Here is a 19,307-nt window from a genome sequence, read left to right as displayed (position 1 = left end):
GGGATGGGATTCTGGTGTGATTTCTCGTTCGTCGAAATGACATGCGATGTTTTGTGTTTAATTTTGACTGAAAAATCTTACTCATTTAAAATTTTTAGGTATCTTTATGGTCCTAATAGTTAAGATTATGAATTTAGAAAAAAAAATTGCCCGTGTAGTATGGTGGCGGGATTGGAAACGACCGTAACGCTTTCTTAACAGCGTAGGACACCTTAGCTATGCGGGTTTTATATTTCCCTAAAAGTTAAGATTATGAGTACAAACACCCTTTCGAAAGAAACAGAATTGAAGTTGATTGATTTCTTCAACAAATCGGTAGATCCTGAATTTATGGCAAAGACCATTCGAAAAGTAAATTATCTGCTTGCTTTAAGTATGATGAGAGAATGTGAAACATTTGAGACAGACAAAACAAGCCTTGAAAACGGCTTCTACTGGCTGAATGAATTAGCAGAAATTTTAAGTCCTTATTTAGAGGTTGAATGATTAAAATAAGAAAGGCTGTCGTAATTGACAGCCTTCTTTTTGTTTTGTTTTGTTTTGTTTTGTTTTGTCGCCCTGAGCGGAGTCGAAGGAAGCGGAGTCGAAGGGCGTACCAATTGGAACGGGGGGGCTTCGACTTCGCTCAGCCGGACAAAACTTCGACTTCGCTCAGTCGGACAAAACTTCGACTTCGCTCAGCCGGACAAAGCTTTGATTTCGTTTGGTCTGACAAAGCTTTGTTTTGCCTCAGTTTGACAAAGCTTCGACTTCGCTCTGTTTGGCAAAAAAAGAAAAGGCTTAGTCAAAGTTTTAAACTCTGACTAAGCCTAAAAAAAATCTTAGCGCCTCAGCACCTTAGTATCTTAGCATCTCAGTATCTTACAAGAAATCTGCTTCAGAAACTCCTTCGTTGATTTTGATATCAGACATTTTGATGTCTAACTCAAAACCTACGTTCTGAACGATATTGAAAGGAATTTTAACTCCTTTTACGTCTTTATAATCGTTGAAGTTGGTAATTTGCGTTGCTGATTTTCCGCCTTGTTCACGAACTTTTGATTCGGCAAGTTTTAATCCTGATGCAACGTCATAGAAATAAGTTGTTTTACCGTCTTTGATTGCGTAGGCATCTTTACCGTTTATTGGTTCAATACTTTCTACTTTTAAGTCGGCTCTTTTTACAAGTTGAAGTTCCTCAAACGGAGCAGCGCTGGCTTTCATTTCGGCAAGATCATTTCCTTCAAGGTTTTTGCGTTGTCCTTGTTGCTCGATATAAGCACCTTTATCATTTACAACCTGTTTCATTAAATTCATTGGTCCCATCGCAAGAGATACCATCATTTTTCCTTTTGAATCTAATTTAGAAGTAAAAGTCAAAGGAGAAGGAGCTTGAGGAATAGTAGTAGATCCTGTCATCGAAAGTGTTTTTACAGTAGCAACTACTTTTTCTCCGCCAATTGCTTTAAGGTAGTTTTCGAAAACAGTTTTAGCAGTAATTCCGGCTGGAACTTCTTTTTTAGTTACTGGTTTTTCAACAGGATTTCCGTATTTATCGAAATAGAAAATCGGAATTTGAAGTTTTTCTAAACCTGTTAGTACATCAGATCCTTTTCCGGCAATTACGATTCTCATATTGTCCAGCATGAAATATTTGTTGGCAACACGATAAACATCATCGGCAGTAACGCTATTGATGGTTTGAATGTATTTTTCGTAGAAATCGGCAGGAAGTTTTTCTGTTTCAATGTTTAAAGCATATCGTGCAACAGTTTGTGGTTTTTCAACCTGCATTACAAAACGTCCAATATATCCCGCTTTTACATTTTTCAAAATATCTTCAGAAACTTTTTCAGTTCTGATTCTTTTGATTTCTTTTACAAATTCTACCACTGCACTATCCGTAACCGTATTTCTAACGGCAGAAGAAGCTTTGAATTTAGTTACATATTTTCCTCCGTCGATACTTGATCTTGCGCCATACGTCCAACCATGTTTTTCACGTAAATTCATGTTCAGGTAACTGTTGAAATCACCCCCTAAAATTTGATTTGCAATCACAGCAGGGAAGAAATCAGGATCGCTCATTCTCAAATTCACCGTATTCACCAATGAAATTTCAGATTGAACTGCATTTGGAACGTCAACAAAATCAATTTGAAGTTTAGCAGCATTTTCAGGAGCCGGATAGGTGTTTTTTGGCGTAGCCTGTTTTTTCCATCCGCTAAAAAGTTTTTCTACAGCAGCTTTCGTTTCTTTAAATTTAACATCACCTATGATTACCAAATAAGCATTTTCAGGAACAAAATAGGTCGCGTAATTAGACTGAACATCAGCAAGAGTCACATTTTTCACTGTTGCTTCTGAAAGATATTCTCCGGATGGATGGTTTTTTCCAAACGCTAAAACGTCAACAACTCTGCTGGCAATTGCCGGAACACTTTTTTCGTCGGCTTTAAGTCCTTCGATTAATTTTGCTTTTTCTTTATCAAATTCTGATTGCGTGAAGTTTGGCTGTAAAGCTCCTTCAGCTAAAAGCTCCAGAACGCGTCCTGAATATTTGGAAAGTGAACTTCCGGAAGCTCCTGATGAAGAAAAATTAATATTTGCTCCGTAAAAGTCGATCTCTTCGTTAAAAGTTTCTTTTGTTGTTTTTTTAGTTCCGTTACCAATTAAGGCGCTTGTTAATTCGTCGACCCCTTTTTTGTTTCCTTCTGCAAAAGGAGCGTTATCAAGGGTTAGAGTAAAGCTTACTCTTGGTAATTTATGATTTTCAACCACCAAAACTTTCATCCCGTTCGCCAAAACAAAAGTTTGTGGCTTTTTGATGTTGACTACAGGAGAATTGCCTGGTTTTGGTTGTGGACGGTCTTGTGCTTGCATAATTCCAGTTAGGAATAAAAGGATTAAAAATGTATGTATTTTTTTCATGATTCGATGACTTAGTTTTGAGCTTTAGTTGAAGGGATATAGTCTAAAATTAAACGCTGGTTAGGGTTTAGGTATTTTTTTGCTACTTCTCTGATCTCTTCTCTGGTGATAGAGTGATAAAGGTCGATCTCGGTATTTATCAAATTAACATCTCCGTAAAGCAGATAGAAAGAAGCCAGATTTTCTGCTATTCCTTCTACTGTTGAATTGGCATTCACAAAATTATTATCGAATTTGTTTTGTAATTTTTGATAATCTTTTTCAGAAATTAAGTCCGTTTGAATTTTTACAATTTCTTCGTCCATTTCTTTTAAGATGTCGGCTGTTGTATTAGGAGCCATTGGCAAGCCGTATAAAATGTACATTCCGTAATCTTCCTGACTAAATCCTACTGCTCCAATCTGAAGCGCCATTTTCTTGTCGTCTACAATTTTTTTGTACAGTTTAGAGCTTTTTCCATCACTTAAGTAAGAAGAAATCAAATCCAGAACTCTCGCATCTCTGGTTTTCATCGATGGTGTTCTGTACGAAGCAACTACCATTGGAATCTGAATGTTCGGATCTTCGTAAGTGGCTTTTATGGTCTGATTGATTGGTTCTTCTACGTAAGTTTGTTTTTTTAATTCTTCTCCTTTTGGAATTGGAGCGAAATATTTCTGAATCCATTCTTTTGTTTTGGCTTTGTCAAAATCACCTGCCACCACTAAAACAGCATTGTTTGGGGTGTAGAATTTTTTATTGAATGCCTGAAATTCTTCAAGAGTTGCGGCATCCAGATCTTTCATGGAACCAATAGTGGTCCAGCGGTACGGATGTTTTTTGAACATATTTTCTTTTACAACCGGCAAGATGTTTCCGTAAGGCTGATTGTCATAACGCAGTCTTTTTTCTTCCTTAACCACTTCGTTTTGAGTGTCAACTCCAATTTTATTGATAATCGGATGCATTAATCTTTCCGATTCCATCCATAAGCCAAGTTCTAGGTTGTTCGAAGGTAAAACTTCGTAGTAATAGGTTCTGTCGTCAGTAGTGTTGGCGTTGTTTACACCTCCATTAGCAGTAACAATCTTCATCCATTCGCCGCGTTTGATATTTTTAGTTCCTTCAAATAATAAATGTTCAAAGAAATGTGCAAAACCCGTTCGGTCCGGACGTTCGTCTTTTGATCCTACATGGTACATAACCGAGGTAATCACAACCGGAGCAGAAGGATCATTGTGTAAAATGACGTGCATACCGTTGTCTAAATTGTATTCTTCAAAAGCTACCTTTTGAGCATGAGCCACTCCGCCGAGCATTAGTGCCGCACTTAACATAATGATTGAATTTTTCATAAAGATTAATAAATTTATATTTACCTAATAAATAGGTAGTCAAGAGTTGATTATCGTTACATCAAAAATAGGTTTTTTTAATTAGCATTTAGGAAAACAGGGATGAAATGATTAAATTTTAACAGTATTTTACTTCTAAATAGCTTTTTTGGAGTGCAGAAACGCCTTGAAAAACAGACATAAAGCAGAAATAAATATTTTTAGAATAAGGGATTGCACAGTAAATTATTAGTTGTATATTTGCAACCTTAAAAATCAATAAATCAATTTGGTATGTATGCAATCGTAGAGATAGCAGGGCAACAATTTAAAGTAAGCAAAGACTTAAAGGTTTATGTTCACCGTTTGGCTAACGAAGAAGGTTCAAAAGTTTCTTTTGACAAAGTTCTTTTATTAGACGATAACGGAAATGTAACTTTAGGCGCCCCAGCTATAGAAGGTGCTTCAGTAGAAGCTAAAGTGTTACAACACTTAAAAGGAGACAAAGTTATCGTTTTCAAAAAGAAAAGAAGAAAAGGATACAAAAAGAGAAATGGTCACAGACAATATCTTACTCAAATTGTAATTGAAGGTATTACTGCAGCTGGTGGAACTAAAAAAGCAGCGGCTAAAAAAGCGGTTGTAGCTGAAGAAGTATCTGCTGAAGCAGAAGCTCCAAAAGCAAAAAAAGCAGCTCCAAAAGCAAAAAAAGAAGCTACTAAAGAATAATAACAATATTTAAACTCATACGTCATGGCTCACAAGAAAGGTGTCGGTAGTTCGAAGAATGGTAGAGAATCAGAATCAAAACGTCTAGGCGTTAAGATTTTTGGTGGTCAAGCTGCTATTGCTGGGAACATCATCGTTAGACAAAGAGGTTCAAAACACAATCCAGGTGAAAATGTTTACATCAGTAAAGATCACACACTACACGCAAGAGTAGCAGGAGTTGTTAAGTTCCAAAAGAAAAAAGATAACAAATCTTATGTATCTATCCTTCCATTCGAAGCATAATCATTAGATTACTTATTACAAAACCCGTTCATCTTTGGTGAACGGGTTTTTTGCTTTATATCGAATACTTAATTATTTGTATTTTTGGAAGGATTAATCTATCCAAATTTTGAAAAAAATAGTTTTCCTCCTGTTTCTTTTCTGTACAAGCCTGTTTGCAAAAGAAATTCACTCTCCCGAGCAAGTTGCATCATTGACCGATGCTCAAAAAAAGATTTTATACGAGTTTGCTGTTTTGCAAAAAAGCGGTTCTGATGCTACTGTTTATTGGCAAAAGCACAAAAAACAATTTTCTGGACTAAAGGATACGATAAGAAATCAATTAGCGAACGAAATTTACGCCAACTCTCATATAGTCTATACTCCCGTAAAAAATTCTGCAGTTCAATTATGGATGCAAACACAATCGCTGACCAATTGGATGTTGTATCTCTCGGCATTTTTTGCAATATGTTCGATAATAGGTTTGTTGCGCAATTATTGGAATTCACTGATCGGTATCCTGATCAATCAGTTTGCTCCCTTATTCAGACTTTTATTTTCGGCAATTTTATTAACGTACGAATTGTTGTTAGTAGGGGCTGCTTGCGTTGTTTGGGGGTGTTTTATAGAAGAAATGACATTGCGGTCGATAGTAATTCATACAGGTTTGTTTTTGCTATGGAGTCAGTCCACAGCAATTTTTACCCGTAAATATTTGGTACAGAAATATATTTTTGAAATAAAGAATAATTTCTGGGGAGATGATAAGTGGGAAACTGTAAAAACAATTTGCCTGCCTGCTATTATCGTTACTGTGGCGCTGTTTTATCTTTTGTATAAAGTTCCGGCGGACACGGTGTATAATTATGAAATTGTGATTGCTGTAATGGCGGCTATTTGTGCTTTGCCTTTTTGGCGAATTTTAGAGAAATATATGTACCCAATTCTGATACCCTATAAAGAGAAAGATGCTTATATTGAAAGAAGTGTTTACTCGCTCGCAGCTTGTGTGGTTTTGGCGCTAATCATAGACGGGTTCCTTATTTGGCAGTATAATGCAATTTTTTCATATGTAATAACCGCTTTGACGAGTTTGCTAATTGTATCGTTTTTGCTGTTGTCGCTTAAGGATAATTACAAACGCAATTATAAGAATTACTATTATTTACAATTTGTGACAACGCTCTTTTTTGCCTCGGTTTTATTTTATAGTTTTTACATTCATTCTGCCGAGATGATTTGGGTTTCATTAATTGGAGTAAGCACTTTTATCGTGATTAAATATTGGGAAATCCCGACATTTTTCTTCAGTTGGAAAAGAAGCAGCAACTGGACTTGGGGACTTTTAGGCATGGCGGCCTTGTTGTGGTTGTTGGCAAAAGGTATTTTATATGTTTCCGAAACATTGTCTGTTTAGTAAAGGACTAATATAATTCTCAAAAAATCCTGTACGTTAAATCTTTAATGACAGGTAATTTTAGAAAATGCAAAGCCATTAGAGATCGCAAAAGAACAGCAATCGCCATCTCTAACGCGCTTTACAGTAAAGTGAATGCCTTTTTGAGCCTGATCCTGACTTTTATTTTAATATTGATGGAAGTATATAATCCTGTACAATGGTATCAGCTTGTGCGTGCCCATAAGGTTTGTTGTAGGCTTTTGAAGTAATGATTACTACAAGCGGAATATTTTTGAAAATCATAAACTCATTTCCGCCATTTCCGGCGCAGTAATAGGTTTCGTAAGGAGTATTTTTAAAAGTAAAAGTTTTGTTCCAAAACAGATAACCGTAGTATTGGTTTTCTCTTTCGGGAATCTGAAACTGGTGGGTTAGGGTTTTTTGAACCCAATCAGTCGTTAGAATTTGTTTACCATTCCAAAGGCCATTATTTTGGTATAATTGCGCATATTTGGCATAATCCAGTGCTGTCATTTGAAGGCTTCCTGCGGTATTCGCTACTTTTTGAGGAGTATATTGCCATTGGTAATGAGTAATGTTTAAAGGCTTAAAAAGCTTTTCATCGGCATATTTTTCTAATCCTCCAGGAACAGATTTATGGATGATATCGCCCAATAAAACCACACCGGCTGTAAAATAATCCCATTGACCGCCATTGGTTTTGGATTTGTCCATAGGTAAGTCTAAAGTGAATTTCACCCAATTGTCTGTAGGGTACATGTTTTCTTCGTTCCCGGGAGAATCGCTATTTTGGTCAGATCCTTCAAAAGCGGAGCTCATGGAGAGTAAGTCCTTTATTTTTACGCTGTCTTTTTTAGACTCATAATTGGCATAGTTCTTTAAATCGTAGAACTGGTTCAGTGTTTGATTTTCATTTTTAAGATAGCCGTCGTTTATGGCAATTCCGGCTAAGGTTGATGCAAAAGATTTTCCTGCCGATCGGGTATCGTGCAAAGTGTTTCGGTTAGTATCATTAAAATATTCTTCAAGCAGTAGTTTTTTATCGTAGACTACAACGATACTTGTAATTTCCTTCAAATTGTAGCTGGCAATAGCAGCATTAAGTTTTTCAATTTTCTTCTTATCAAAAGCAAAATTCGAAACTTCCCAGCCGCTGTTAGGTTGGATAGGCTGAACTTCGATTTGTTTGGCAGTTAGTTTCGGAGCTTTTAAGATGAGCTGAACTTCTCCTTTTGCAATTAAATCTCCTGTTTTAATCTCATTGTTTTTATCGGATTTAAGATAAGGGCGAATTTCGATTTTTAGTTTGTGCTTGCCGTTGGTTAGGGCTTTTTCTCCGCCGTTAAGTTTGAATCTTTCCCATAGATAAATAGACCACCAGTCTTCTTTTTTTGTACTGGTTAAAGGGACTCTAAAGGTTGTTGAAGTGTTTTTGCTGCCTGCTGATCCAAAGCTGCATCCGTAGTTAAGGTTTTCAGTGTAGAGCAGTTTATTGTCGATGAAAAAGGCAAACTGAAGGTTTCCGGTTGTTAAAAGTTGATCTGCAGATAATTCAGGATTCAATTGGTGCAAGTAATTGATGACAGAGTTGTTCATGAAAACTCTGATATTCAAATCAGATTTGTAGGTTAGCTCAAAAGATTTCAGAATATCAGATTCTTTATACTGGTCCAAAGGAATGTTGCCTTTCATAAAAGTAACTTTACCAATGTTGTTTTTATGCAGTTCGGTTGTAATCGCATCGGGTTTGAACAGATTATTGTTTTGTGCCGAAATGATGCCATTGCAAAATAGTAAGGCGAGTAAAAGAAAGTGTTTTGTCATTTGATTGATTATTAGATTGAAAGGCAAAGTTAGTCTGCAATAAATTCTAAAAATTGTACAGGATTAACATCTGGTTTATTTTTGGAACAGTATTTTTTTGTGTTCGGAAGGATTCAGTCCGTTTATTTCTCTAAAGGATCGGGTCAGGTGGCTCTGATCAGAGAAACCGCATTCGTACGCAATTTCGGTTAAGGATTTGCTTTGAAGAGCAATGAGTGAAAGTGCTTTTTCTACTTTTAATTTTCGCATGTACTCTCCGAGATTGCAATGAAAATACTTTGAAAAATCTCTTGACAGGTGAATAGGGTGGATGCCTAATGTTTTAGATAAATAATCAAGCGTAATGGTTTCGGTAAGCTGATCGTGAAGGATTTCATCAATCATTGTAACCCATTTAGGATTTTTATGTTTTATGGCTTCAAAGTCGCCATTTAGTTTGGATAAGATTTCAATTAACAGGGTTTGTGTAGAAAGGTCAAAATGAAAATCGTCAATTTTGGTCGCTCTGAAAATTTTATACATCAAAAGTTTGATGTCGGGGTTTAGGACAGTTGTACTTCCTTGCAGGTTGTTGCTGTTTAAGGTGAGGTCGTCAAACCATTTTTTTTCAATTTCAAGATGAAAACCTCTGGTAAAGCCTTCCGGTTTGATGTTGTAGTGTGGTTCTTGCCAGTTATGAAACAAGAGACTTCCGGGAGCGCAATTGTAAACCTCTTTTTTGTTCCCTTCAATTACATTGCCCTGCAGGATAAAAGTGAAGTAAGCATGCTCATGATAGTGCCAGTCTACTGTAGGGTGTGTATATACGGTATCAGTCAACGTTATTCCTTCAAGAGAAATCGTTTTGTTGGTCTGGCCGTAAAACTCTCCTTTTTTAGATTGTTTCATGAGTACACTGCATTGCTATTCAAAACTATAAATATAATTTGATTTAGAGTCTGTTTAGAATTTATTTTTGAGGTTTAATTATTAAAGGATTTTCGAGCGAAACAAGGCAAATTTTTATAGAATAGCAGCGCTATTGTATGAAAAATTTAACGAAGTTTTAGCTGAAAATCATCATAAGAAAACCAACAAATAAAATTTAAAGAGGCTCTTGAATAAAAAAACCTGCTCATTATGAACAGGTTTTCTGATTTTATTCTTCAGTATCTTTTGTTTCTTCTAGATTTTGGGATTTTCTTCCCACTTTTATTTTTGGATTATCCTGAGTTCCGGTAATGGTTAATGGGATTCCAAAAATTCCTAACGGAGGAAGACCCAGACGCATTTTCAGGTTTAGTTTTCCGTCCAGACTTGTGGTACCTTCGATTCTTGGTCGGAAGCCTGCAAACTTAAACTTAAAACGTTCTACCGTCATAATGTTGTTTTTGATGGTGGTTTTAATGTCCACCTTCGAAAGATCCGGATTTTTGATCGACTCTGTATTGGTTTGTTTGCTAACTGCACTAAACATTTTCAGTCCGCGAACTTTTACATCTTTTATCGAAAGCGTTCCTCCGCCTGCAAGCGATGGATAAACCGGAGACATATTGCTGTCTAAGCGGCCTTTTAATTGGTAATCTAAAGAAACAATTCCTTGTGCTTTTTCTGCGGCACTGGCCATTTTTCTAAAGACTTCAATTTCGTTGTAGGCCTTTTTGATATCAAAATCAGAGGCTTTAATCGCGTAATCAAAATTGGCCTTTTTAGGAGTTATTGCCTGATAATTGGCATTCATGCTAACATCACAGCCAATTAGATTGAAACCGGTATTCTGCATGTTCAGTTTACCCTTGTTCATGCTTAGATTTCCAACAGCATTTAAAAGATTCAATTTGTCAAAATTTACTTTTTGAGCGTTGGCCGTAAACTGCAGATTCAAATTGGCAGGAATTATAATTACACCGGTTTGTACAGGTTGCTTTTGAGGCTGGGCTTCCGTTTTGGTTTCTGTAACCGAAGTATTTGTCGGGGTAGCCGACATAAATTCGTCCACATTGATATAGCGTGAAGTCGATTTAAAAGAGCCTTTTAAAACACCAGTATTGGTAGTAGCATAATTGAAAACGTTCTGCAGGTAACCATTTAGCCTGAAATCAGATTGACCGTAGGCAGCCAAAAAGTTATTGAAGGACATTTTATCCTGATTGATTTTGAAAATGCCTTCTTTGATGATGAATTTCTTCGGAAGATATTCAGAAGTTATTCCAATATTTCTAAGTTCAAGTGTTCCTTTGTTGTACAGCTTGCGGTAATTCCCTTTTTCGGCATCACTTTGCTTTCCTTTTAAAACCAAATCGGCTTTTACGGAACCGTCCAAATCAAGTCCTTGCTGAGAGAAAACTTTGTAGATTTTGTTCACGTCCAGTTCTCCTTTGGCTTTGATGTCGTAAGCCAAATCATTAAAATTACTCAAATCGGCTTCTACGAAAACAGGTTTTCCTTCAAAAGTAAACTGAGCGGGTTTTAGGTTTATTTTTAAATCGCCAAAAGTTCCTTTAGGGTTCTCAATCTTAGATTTGATGGTGATGTCTGTGATCGGATTTGGGTAATAAGGTGTTTTTAGGTAACCGTTTACCAAGTCAATAGTTCCGTTGGTAACGGGAAGAAGTTTGTTTTTTAAGTCAAATTTCCCATTAGCTTTTACGTCTCCTGCCAGATTTCCTTTTAAAACGATATTCGGAATTCCAAGTGCCTGCATTAATTTTCCAAGATCAATTTTGGCTTTAAAATCGGCGTTAATATCCGGGGTTTTTATGCCTTTTACATAAAATTTCGATTTTAAATAATCTTTGTTCATGTTCAACGAAAGATTTTTAGCATCAACAATTAGCAGGTCCGGATTTAAAGACGGAACTTTTGTTTTGATCTCTAAATTTAAATTGGAAACCGGAAAAGCGCTTTTGTTATAATTGACAAATCCGCTGTCTATTTTTACATCCAGATTAAGATCCGGTGCAATGTTCTGTGCGGCAATATAGTCTCCTTTTAAAGTTAAAAGCAGGTTGGTATTTCCTTTTAATTCTGTTTTCGACAGCCAGGTAATGTATTTTGGAGGGAAGGCGGTAAAAACATCGTGTAAATCACTGTTGTCTGATTTGATCACAAAATCCATATTATAACCGTCTTTCAGGAAGTCGAATTTCCCTATAAAGTCGACCACAAGATCATTTATTTTAAGGTTATTCTGTTGGAAATAAAAGGACAGGGAGTTGACGTTGACTTTTGTAATCAAATCAGCGTTCACTTTTTTATTCATTAAATAAGGTTCATTTTCATAAACAATATTCAATTTTTCAATTTTTGCTTTCGAATACAAATCAAAAACGGCTTTGTTTAAATCTCCTTTTCCTAAATAATCAAACCCGAACGCATCAAAATGGATTTTGGTTGATTTGTCATCGTAAACAATTTTACTGTTTAAAATTTCAATTCGTTCCAGTTTTAAAGCGGTTTCGGTACTGTCTTTAGGGGCTTCGGCCTGAGAATTTGATTTGTAGATATTGTAATTGGCTTCTCCTTCTTCGTTTACTTTTACATTGATAAAGGAATCTGATAGATAAATCTGATCGATTTTTACTTCTTTGCTGAAAACCAGACTGGCTACATTGATACCAAACGAAACTTCTTTCGCAGTGATGAATTTTTCTTTTGTATAAGGAGCCGATCCGTTTAGGTGTAAATCGCTTAAGGTTAAAGTAAGCGAAGGGAAATGTTGAAAAAACGAAACCGAAACATCAGAGTAATTCAATTCTGCACTTAGCTTTTCGTTAGCGGTTTTTTTAATTTGTTCCTTGATTTGATCTTCAAAAATAATGGGAGTAAGGAATAGTAGTCCTATAATGACAACAAAGGTAATCCCAAGGTATTTGGCCGTTTTTAGTAAAATGGTCTTTATTTTATTTGTAGACATAACAAGTTGTGGTATTTATAGGTAAAAAATGAAAATCGAGTTAAAAGAATATTATCCATGTACGGTTTCGCTTTTTCCGTAGTTGGTAATAATTGAACCTTCAAATTCAATCCATTCTTTCCAGCGTTTATCAATATCTATATTGTCTGTGTATTTTCGTGCAAAACCTAAAAATGTAGTATAATGTCCGGCTTCAGAAATCATTAAATCGCGATAGAATTTAGCCAGTTCTTCGTCTTTTATGTTTTCAGAAAGTACTTTAAAGCGCTCACAGCTTCTGGCTTCAATCATAGCCGAAAACAACAGACGGTCGCAAAGAGCATCTCTGCGGCTTCCGTCTTTTTTCATAAATTTAAAAAGTTCATTTACATAGTGATCTTTTCGTTCACGCCCTAAGGTCAAACCTCTTTTTTTGATAATATCGTGCACCATTTGTAGGTGCTCGAGCTCTTCTCTGGCGATTACAAGCATTTCGGTAACCAATTCTTCCAGTTCAGAATTGTAAGTCACTAAGCTGATGGCATTTGAAGCTGCTTTTTGCTCGCACCACGCATGATCCGTCAAAATCTCTTCGATATTTGATTCTACTATATTTACCCAGCGCGGGTCTGTGGCTAATTTTAATCCTAACATAATTGATTCCGAAATTTGTATGCTGCAAAATTACTCATTTTTATGACCAAAAAACAGGAAATTCCATGTGAATACGCTCAAAAAAGCATTATTTTGTAGCTTGAATGCAATGTAAATGAATCCAATGAAAAAACTTTTAATTATCGGTTCTGTCTGGCCCGAGCCAAATTCGTCTGCTGCCGGAGGAAGAATGATGCAGTTAATTTCTATTTTTAAACAGAATGAATTTGACATCACATTTGTCAGTGCGGCATTAGACAGCGATTTTATGGTGGATTTGTCTGAGTTCGGAGTAGCGAAAAAAAGCATTGAGCTCAATTCGGCCAGTTTTGATGATTTTGTAAAGGAACTAAACCCGCAAGTTGTTCTTTTTGATCGTTTTATGATCGAAGAACAATTTGGATGGCGAGTGACGGAAAACTGTCCTGATGCGATTCGGATTCTCGATACTGAAGATTTGCATTGTTTACGTGCTGCCAGGCAAAAGGCTTTTAAAGAAAATCGAAAGTTTGAAGTGACAGATCTTTTTTCTGAAGAAGTAGCAAAACGAGAAATTGCCAGTATTTTAAGATGTGATTTGTCTTTGATTATTTCGACGTTTGAAATGGATGTTCTAAAAGACAAGTTCAGAATCAATGCCGATTTACTTTTGTATCTTCCTTTTTTGACAGATTCTATGTCTGAAGATGATCTTTTGAAATTACCATCATTTGAAGAAAGGAACACGTTTGTTTTTATTGGGAATTTCTTTCATGAGCCCAATTGGAATACGGTTCAGTACTTAAGAGAAGTAATTTGGCCTTTGATCAAAAAAGATTTCCCTACAGCTGTTTTGGAAATTTACGGCGCTTATCCGTCACAGAAAGTACTGCAGATCCATCAGCCTAAGAATGGATTTTATATCATGGGAAGGGCAGTAGATGCTGTCGAAATCGTGAAAAATGCAAGAGTTGTACTGGCGCCAATTCGTTTTGGAGCAGGTTTAAAAGGGAAATTGTTAGAAGCTATGCAATGCGGAACGCCAAGTGTGACCACTGCAATTGGTTCTGAAGCGATGCATGCTAATTTACCCTGGAATGGTTTTATAGAAGATGATGAGGCTGAATTTGCTAAGAAAGCAATTCGACTTTATCAGGATGAGAATCTTTGGAACGAGGCTCAAAAGAAGGGAATTGCAATTATCAACGAGTGTTATTTGAAAGATAAATACTCAGATGGATTCATGTCTGTGGTAAATTCATTGTTAATGGATGCTAAAAGCCATCGTTTGCATAATTTTATGGGGAGTTTATTGCAGCATCATGCTTATAAAAGCACCATGTACATGTCAAAGTGGATTGAAGCGAGGAATAAGTAAGTATTCAGTTGGCAGTTTTCAGTCCCAGTTACTGTAAACTGAGACTGAGACTGAGACTGAGACTGAGACTGAGACTGAGAGCTGAGACTGAGAGCTGCGACTGAGAGCTGCGACTGCAAACTGAATACTGAATACTATTTCAAAATGCCTTCAACAGCCTGAATAGTTGTAGCATGGTAACCTGATTTTGCTTTTTCGAAAATCTGTTTAGCCCATGCTTTTCCTTCAGGAGTTTTAACCATTTCTTTGTACAACATCATTACCGATCCGGTTCGGCTTATTCCAATTAGAAATTGCTCAATAGCAGGATTGGCTGCTTTGTATTGGTGTTCAATGGCTTGCGCAAACCACTGACGTTTGATGATGAAGTTACCGCCTTTTGTAAAGTTAAATTCTTTGTCAATAGCTTCCATCTCTTTTGCTGTAATGTCAGTTGGAAGATGATCGATAAAATGCTGTTTTTCGGCAGTTGTTGTAATTTTTTTACTTAGACCTGTTACGCCTGTTTCTCTCCATGTTTTTTGGATTTTATCAATCGCATCAAAATCAGGAGAACTTACCGGAAGGATGTTTGACGGAATTCCCGGTTTGTAAATCCATTCGTCCAGTTTTATTTTATCTGCCAGAGCTTTGTCGCCTTTAATAAGGTTTTCGTTAATATATTTTACGAAGTCTTCTGTTGTGATCGATTGGAAAGCATGTGAATCGAAATAATTTTTAATAAACGGATCGAATTTTTCACGGCCAACAGCATTCTCAATAACTCTTAAAAATGCATATCCTTTTACATACGGTATTTGGCTAATTCCATCGTCCGGATTTCTTCCGGTAAGGCTAACTTTTAATCTCGTGTCCGGATTTTCTTTTCCATATTCAGCTACATTATCGACTAATTCTTTGTTTGTGATAACGTTTTGCATTTCAAATTCTTTCTTTCCAAAGATGGCTTCTCCAATTCTGTGTTCTACATAAGTCGTAAATCCTTCGTTTAACCAAATATCATCCCAGGTGGCATTAGTTACTAAATTTCCGCTCCAGCTGTGTCCTAGCTCATGTGCTAAAAGGCTTGTTAGAGAGCGATCTCCTGCAATAACGCCAGGAGTAAGGAAAGTTAGGTTTGGATTTTCCATTCCGCCATAAGGAAAGCTTGGTGGTAAAACCAGTACGTCGTAACGTCCCCAACGGTAGGGTCCGTATAGTTTTTCGGCAGCGCCTACCATGTTGCCTAATTCGGCAAATTCCCATGCTGCTTTTTTCAGTAAAGAAGGTTCTGCGTAAACTCCGGTTCTTTTGTCGATAGATTGAAATTCAAGATCTCCAACAGCGATAGCCATTAGATAAGAAGGAATTGCTTTGTCTTGTTTGAAGGTGTAAACTCCGGTGTCGTTTTTCTTTTGCGGATTAACAGCGCTCATTAAGGCTATTAAATCTTTAGGAACCGTAACTTTTGCATTGTACGTAAAACGGATGCCCGGTGAGTCCTGACATGGAATCCAGGTACGGGACCAAACACTTTCGCCCTGAGAGAATAAGAATGGTTTCTTTTTGTCTGCCGTTTGTTCCGGAGTTAGCCATTGTAGTGCCACTGCGTCTTTAGTAGTGCTGTAGTAAATGTTAACTTTAGTAGTGTTGGGTTCGATAGTAATGTGAAGTGGTTTTCCGTGAAATTCTACGTCGGTGCCAAGTTTGAATTTCGTTTCTTTTTCTTCGTCTCCTAAGGTTACTTTGGTAATGTTAAGCGTGTTTTCGTCGAAGATGATTTCGTTTCCTTTGCTAACATTGTCAATTTGCCACGATGCTTTTCCGGTAATGGTTTGTGTGTCAAAATCTACTTTGATATCGAGATCAAGGTGTTTAACGACAGCGAGTTCAGGCTTAGAATAGCTGTGTTCGTCAATGACGGCTGTATTTTTTTCGGTTTGTTCTTTTTTCTGGCAGGCAAGAGCTGCTAAGAATAAAGCTACAAGAGTTATTTTCTTCATTTTTATGTGTTTTGGATTTGAGGATGAAAATTAAACAAAAAATCCCGTCCCGAAAAACTTCAGGACGGGATTTTATTATGAGGGGGGTCTTCGACTTCGCTCAGACTGACATTCGACTTCGCTCAGACTGACGTTCGACTTCGCTTAGTCATTTTGACTTCGCTCAGACTGACGTTCGGCTTCGCTCAGACTGACGTTCGACTTCGCTTAGTCATTTTGACTTTGCTCAGACGGACATGGGCATAAAAATTATGCTAACATGGTCACCGGGCTTTCGATGTATTGTTTTAATGTTTGTAAAAACTGAGCTCCGGTTGCACCGTCGATTGTTCTGTGGTCACATGCTAATGAAAGCATCATGGTGTTTCCAACTACAATCTGACCATTTTTTACTACCGGTTTTTCTACAATTGCTCCTACAGAAAGGATTGCAGAGTTTGGCTGGTTGATGATTGAATTGAATTCAGTGATACCAAACATTCCAAGGTTAGAAACGGTAAAGGTGCTTCCTTCCATTTCCTGTGGTCCCAGTTTTTTGTTTTTCGCTCTTCCGGCAAGATCTCTTACGCTTGCGCCAATTTGTGATAAACTCATAGCGTCTGTAAATTTCAATACAGGAACTACTAATCCGTCTTCAACTGCTACGGCAACACCAATGTTTACATGGTGGTTGATGATGATTGCATCTTCTTTCCACTGAGAGTTGATTTTTGGGTGTTTTTTCAAGGCTAAAGCACAAGCTTTAATTACCATATCGTTAAAAGATACTTTTGTATCCGGAACCGTATTGATTGTTGCTCTTGCTCCCATAGCTTCGTCCATGCTTACTTCGATCACTAAGTTGTAGTGAGGTGCTGTAAATAAAGATTCTGCCAAACGTTTTGCGATAATTTTACGCATTTGAGAGTTTTTGATCTCTTCTGTGAAAACTTCTCCGGCAGGAACAAATACTTTTGGTGCAGCAGGTGCGACTTCTTGTGGTTTAGCAGCAGAAGTTGTAGTTGCGGCAGCCGCAGCAGGTGTTTGTGCGGCAGGAGTAAAGTTCTCGATATCGCTTTTCACGATACGTCCGTTTTCTCCTGAACCTTTAACCTGATTTAATGAAATTCCTTTGTCAGAAGCGATTTTCTTCGCTAATGGCGAAGCTAGAATTCTTCCTCCGTTTGAAGTTTCGGCTACCGTTTCTGTTGCTTTTTCAGCAGCAGGAGCAGTTTTAGTTTCTTCAGTTGCAGGAGCGCTTACAGCACCTCCGGCAGTATAGTTTGCAGAAATTCCCGAAACATCAGTTCCGGCAGGTCCGATGATAGCTAACAAGCTGTCAACAGGAGCTGTATTTCCTTCCTGAATTCCGATATATAATAAAGTACCAGCATTGAAAGACTCAAACTCCATAGTAGCTTTGTCTGTTTCAATTTCTGCTAAGATATCTCCTTCAGCAACAGCGTCACCTACTTTTTTCAACCAGGTAGCTACTGTTCCTTCAGTCATCGTGTCGCTCAAGCGTGGCATAGTAACTACTACAACACCTTTTGGTAATTCAGTTGCTGCTTTTGCAGGAGCAGCAGTTTCTGTTTTTGTTTCTGCAGCAGGGGCAGCTTCCGCTTTTGGTGCTTCTGCAGCAGGGGCAGCACCACCGGCTAAAAGAGCAGAAATATCTTCTCCTTCGTTTCCAATGATTGCTAATAAAGAGTCAACAGGAGCAGTTTCTCCCGCTGGTATTCCGATATGTAAAAGAGTTCCTTCGTTGAAAGACTCAAATTCCATTGTTGCTTTGTCTGTTTCAATCTCAGCTAAGATATCTCCTTCGCTAATTTTGTCGCCTACTTTTTTAAGCCAAGTCGCTACCGTTCCTTCTGTCATAGTATCGCTCAAACGAGGCATTGTAATAATTGTTGCCATTGATTTATAGTTTATGAGGTGTGAATGGATAGTCTTCTTGTGCGTATACTACATCATACAATTGTTGTAATTCAGGATATGGAGATTCTTCAGCGAATTTCACACATTCTTCAACCAGGTCTTTTACTCTTTGGTCGATTACTTCAATTTCTTCTTCTGTAGCGTATTTTTGATCCATAATTACGTCTAAAACCTGAGTAATAGGGTCAATTTTTTTGTATTCTTCTACCTCTTCTTTAGAACGGTACAATTGTGCGTCAGACATAGAGTGTCCTCTGTAACGGTACGTTTTCATTTCAAGGAAAGTTGGTCCGTCACCACGACGTGCTCTGTCGATTGCTTCTGTCATTGCTTCGGCAACTTTTACCGGGTTCATTCCGTCAACAGGTCCGCAAGGCATTTCATATCCTAAACCAAGTTTCCAGATGTCGGTGTGGTTTGCAGTTCTTTCCACAGAAGTTCCCATCGCATAACCGTTGTTTTCAACGATAAATACAACCGGTAATTTCCATAACATTGCCATGTTGAAAGCTTCGTGTAAAGAACCTTGTCTCGCAGCTCCATCACCAAAATAGGTCATAGTAACTCCTCCTGTTTCAAAATATTTATCTGCAAAAGCTAAACCAGCTCCTACCGGAATTTGTCCACCTACGATTCCGTGTCCTCCGTAAAAACGGTGTTCTTTAGAGAAAATGTGCATAGATCCTCCCATACCTTTAGAGGTACCGGTTGCTTTTCCTAAAAGTTCAGCCATTACACGTCTCGGATCAACTCCCATACCGATTGGCTGTACGTGGTTTCTGTAAGCAGTAATCATTTTGTCTTTGGTCAGGTCCATAGCGTGTAAAGCTCCTGCTAATACAGCTTCCTGACCATTATATAGGTGTAGAAAACCTCTAACTTTTTGTTGAATGTATAATGCTGCAAGTTTATCTTCAAACTTCCTCCAAAGTAGCATGTCTTCGTACCACTTTAAATATACCTCTTTTGTAACTTCTTTCATCTGAATTCTTTCTTTTGCTAAAGTTTGTTTGTGTTATCAATTGTTGCCTGTAACGCAAAATAGTTTCCTCCCACA

General features: G+C 37.4%; 14 protein-coding genes. 5 read left to right on the top strand and 9 right to left on the bottom strand.

The features are described 5' to 3' along the window. The first annotated feature begins 252 nt into the window (after positions 1 to 252). Positions 253 to 486, top strand: a complete 234-nt coding sequence (locus JO950_RS10130) for a hypothetical protein (protein WP_202702531.1) — start codon at positions 253 to 255, stop codon at positions 484 to 486. A 375-nt stretch (positions 487 to 861) separates the two neighbouring features. Here JO950_RS10130 and JO950_RS10125 read toward each other — a convergent pair whose 3' ends face one another. Together JO950_RS10125 and JO950_RS10120 are read right to left on the bottom strand one after the other, a co-directional pair. Next, a complete protein-coding gene (locus JO950_RS10125) occupies positions 862 to 2,910 on the bottom strand; it encodes a pitrilysin family protein (RefSeq protein WP_202702530.1) in 2,049 nt (682 codons plus the stop codon). An 11-nt stretch (positions 2,911 to 2,921) separates the two neighbouring features. Next, positions 2,922 to 4,244, bottom strand: a complete 1,323-nt coding sequence (locus JO950_RS10120; RefSeq protein WP_017497243.1) for a pitrilysin family protein — start codon at positions 4,242 to 4,244, stop codon at positions 2,922 to 2,924. 273 nt (positions 4,245 to 4,517) lie between these two features. On the opposite strand from JO950_RS10120, the gene rplU reads away from it, so the two are divergent. The 3 genes from rplU (at position 4,518) to JO950_RS10105 (ending at position 6,636) form a co-directional block, all read left to right on the top strand. After that, on the top strand, positions 4,518 to 4,952 hold the full coding sequence (gene rplU / locus JO950_RS10115; protein WP_070905843.1) for a 50S ribosomal protein L21: 435 nt from the start codon (positions 4,518 to 4,520) through the stop codon (positions 4,950 to 4,952). 24 nt (positions 4,953 to 4,976) lie between these two features. Further along, positions 4,977 to 5,237: a 50S ribosomal protein L27 gene (gene rpmA, locus JO950_RS10110; protein WP_017497241.1), complete on the top strand. Its 261-nt coding sequence runs from the start codon at positions 4,977 to 4,979 to the stop codon at positions 5,235 to 5,237. Positions 5,238 to 5,346: 109 nt separating this feature from the next. Further along, a complete protein-coding gene (locus JO950_RS10105) occupies positions 5,347 to 6,636 on the top strand; it encodes a hypothetical protein (protein WP_237732331.1) in 1,290 nt (429 codons plus the stop codon). 162 nt (positions 6,637 to 6,798) lie between these two features. Here JO950_RS10105 and JO950_RS10100 read toward each other — a convergent pair whose 3' ends face one another. From JO950_RS10100 to JO950_RS10085, 4 genes are all read right to left on the bottom strand, one after another. Then, positions 6,799 to 8,463 (bottom strand): serine hydrolase, encoded by a 1,665-nt coding sequence (locus JO950_RS10100; RefSeq protein ID WP_202702529.1) that lies wholly within the window; start codon positions 8,461 to 8,463, stop codon positions 6,799 to 6,801. Positions 8,464 to 8,538: 75 nt separating this feature from the next. Then, on the bottom strand, positions 8,539 to 9,351 hold the full coding sequence (locus JO950_RS10095) for an AraC family transcriptional regulator (RefSeq protein WP_202702528.1): 813 nt from the start codon (positions 9,349 to 9,351) through the stop codon (positions 8,539 to 8,541). 250 nt (positions 9,352 to 9,601) lie between these two features. Continuing rightward, positions 9,602 to 12,358, bottom strand: coding sequence for an AsmA-like C-terminal region-containing protein (locus tag JO950_RS10090; protein WP_202702527.1), 2,757 nt, complete (start codon positions 12,356 to 12,358; stop codon positions 9,602 to 9,604). Positions 12,359 to 12,409: 51 nt separating this feature from the next. Further along, positions 12,410 to 12,991 (bottom strand): tRNA-(ms[2]io[6]A)-hydroxylase, encoded by a 582-nt coding sequence (locus tag JO950_RS10085; protein WP_017497237.1) that lies wholly within the window; start codon positions 12,989 to 12,991, stop codon positions 12,410 to 12,412. A gap of 115 nt (positions 12,992 to 13,106) precedes the next feature. Between JO950_RS10085 and JO950_RS10080 the strand changes: the two genes are divergently transcribed. Then, complete coding sequence (locus JO950_RS10080) at positions 13,107 to 14,348, top strand: glycosyltransferase (protein WP_202702526.1); 1,242 nt, start codon at positions 13,107 to 13,109, stop codon at positions 14,346 to 14,348. A gap of 134 nt (positions 14,349 to 14,482) precedes the next feature. Here JO950_RS10080 and JO950_RS10075 read toward each other — a convergent pair whose 3' ends face one another. From JO950_RS10075 to pdhA, 3 genes are all read right to left on the bottom strand, one after another. Next, complete coding sequence (locus JO950_RS10075) at positions 14,483 to 16,330, bottom strand: hydrolase/aminopeptidase (RefSeq protein WP_202702525.1); 1,848 nt, start codon at positions 16,328 to 16,330, stop codon at positions 14,483 to 14,485. A 249-nt stretch (positions 16,331 to 16,579) separates the two neighbouring features. Then, a complete protein-coding gene (locus JO950_RS10070; RefSeq protein WP_202702524.1) occupies positions 16,580 to 18,229 on the bottom strand; it encodes a pyruvate dehydrogenase complex dihydrolipoamide acetyltransferase in 1,650 nt (549 codons plus the stop codon). A 4-nt stretch (positions 18,230 to 18,233) separates the two neighbouring features. Continuing rightward, the gene (gene pdhA / locus JO950_RS10065; RefSeq protein WP_056190513.1) at positions 18,234 to 19,232 is read right to left on the bottom strand and encodes a pyruvate dehydrogenase (acetyl-transferring) E1 component subunit alpha; all 999 of its coding nucleotides are present in this window, start codon (positions 19,230 to 19,232) and stop codon (positions 18,234 to 18,236) included. Positions 19,233 to 19,307: the final 75 nt, after the last annotated feature.

Source organism: Flavobacterium sp. UGB4466 (assembly GCF_903469665.1).
Classification (GTDB): domain Bacteria; phylum Bacteroidota; class Bacteroidia; order Flavobacteriales; family Flavobacteriaceae; genus Flavobacterium; species Flavobacterium lipolyticum.
This window is presented reverse-complemented; position numbering and strand designations above follow the sequence as displayed.

Excerpts from the sequence above, each read along its gene's own strand:
- JO950_RS10130 (WP_202702531.1), top strand. The coding sequence starts at position 253 with ATGAGTACAAACACCCTTTCGAAAGAAACAGAATTGAAGTTGATTGAT.
- JO950_RS10125 (WP_202702530.1), bottom strand. The coding sequence starts at position 2,910 with ATGAAAAAAATACATACATTTTTAATCCTTTTATTCCTAACTGGAATT.
- JO950_RS10120 (WP_017497243.1), bottom strand. The coding sequence starts at position 4,244 with ATGAAAAATTCAATCATTATGTTAAGTGCGGCACTAATGCTCGGCGGA.
- rplU (WP_070905843.1), top strand. The coding sequence starts at position 4,518 with ATGTATGCAATCGTAGAGATAGCAGGGCAACAATTTAAAGTAAGCAAA.
- rpmA (WP_017497241.1), top strand. The coding sequence starts at position 4,977 with ATGGCTCACAAGAAAGGTGTCGGTAGTTCGAAGAATGGTAGAGAATCA.
- JO950_RS10100 (WP_202702529.1), bottom strand. The coding sequence starts at position 8,463 with ATGACAAAACACTTTCTTTTACTCGCCTTACTATTTTGCAATGGCATC.
- JO950_RS10095 (WP_202702528.1), bottom strand. The coding sequence starts at position 9,351 with ATGAAACAATCTAAAAAAGGAGAGTTTTACGGCCAGACCAACAAAACG.
- JO950_RS10090 (WP_202702527.1), bottom strand. The coding sequence starts at position 12,358 with ATGTCTACAAATAAAATAAAGACCATTTTACTAAAAACGGCCAAATAC.
- JO950_RS10085 (WP_017497237.1), bottom strand. The coding sequence starts at position 12,991 with ATGTTAGGATTAAAATTAGCCACAGACCCGCGCTGGGTAAATATAGTA.
- JO950_RS10080 (WP_202702526.1), top strand. The coding sequence starts at position 13,107 with ATGAATCCAATGAAAAAACTTTTAATTATCGGTTCTGTCTGGCCCGAG.
- JO950_RS10075 (WP_202702525.1), bottom strand. The coding sequence starts at position 16,330 with ATGAAGAAAATAACTCTTGTAGCTTTATTCTTAGCAGCTCTTGCCTGC.
- JO950_RS10070 (WP_202702524.1), bottom strand. The coding sequence starts at position 18,229 with ATGGCAACAATTATTACAATGCCTCGTTTGAGCGATACTATGACAGAA.
- pdhA (WP_056190513.1), bottom strand. The coding sequence starts at position 19,232 with ATGAAAGAAGTTACAAAAGAGGTATATTTAAAGTGGTACGAAGACATG.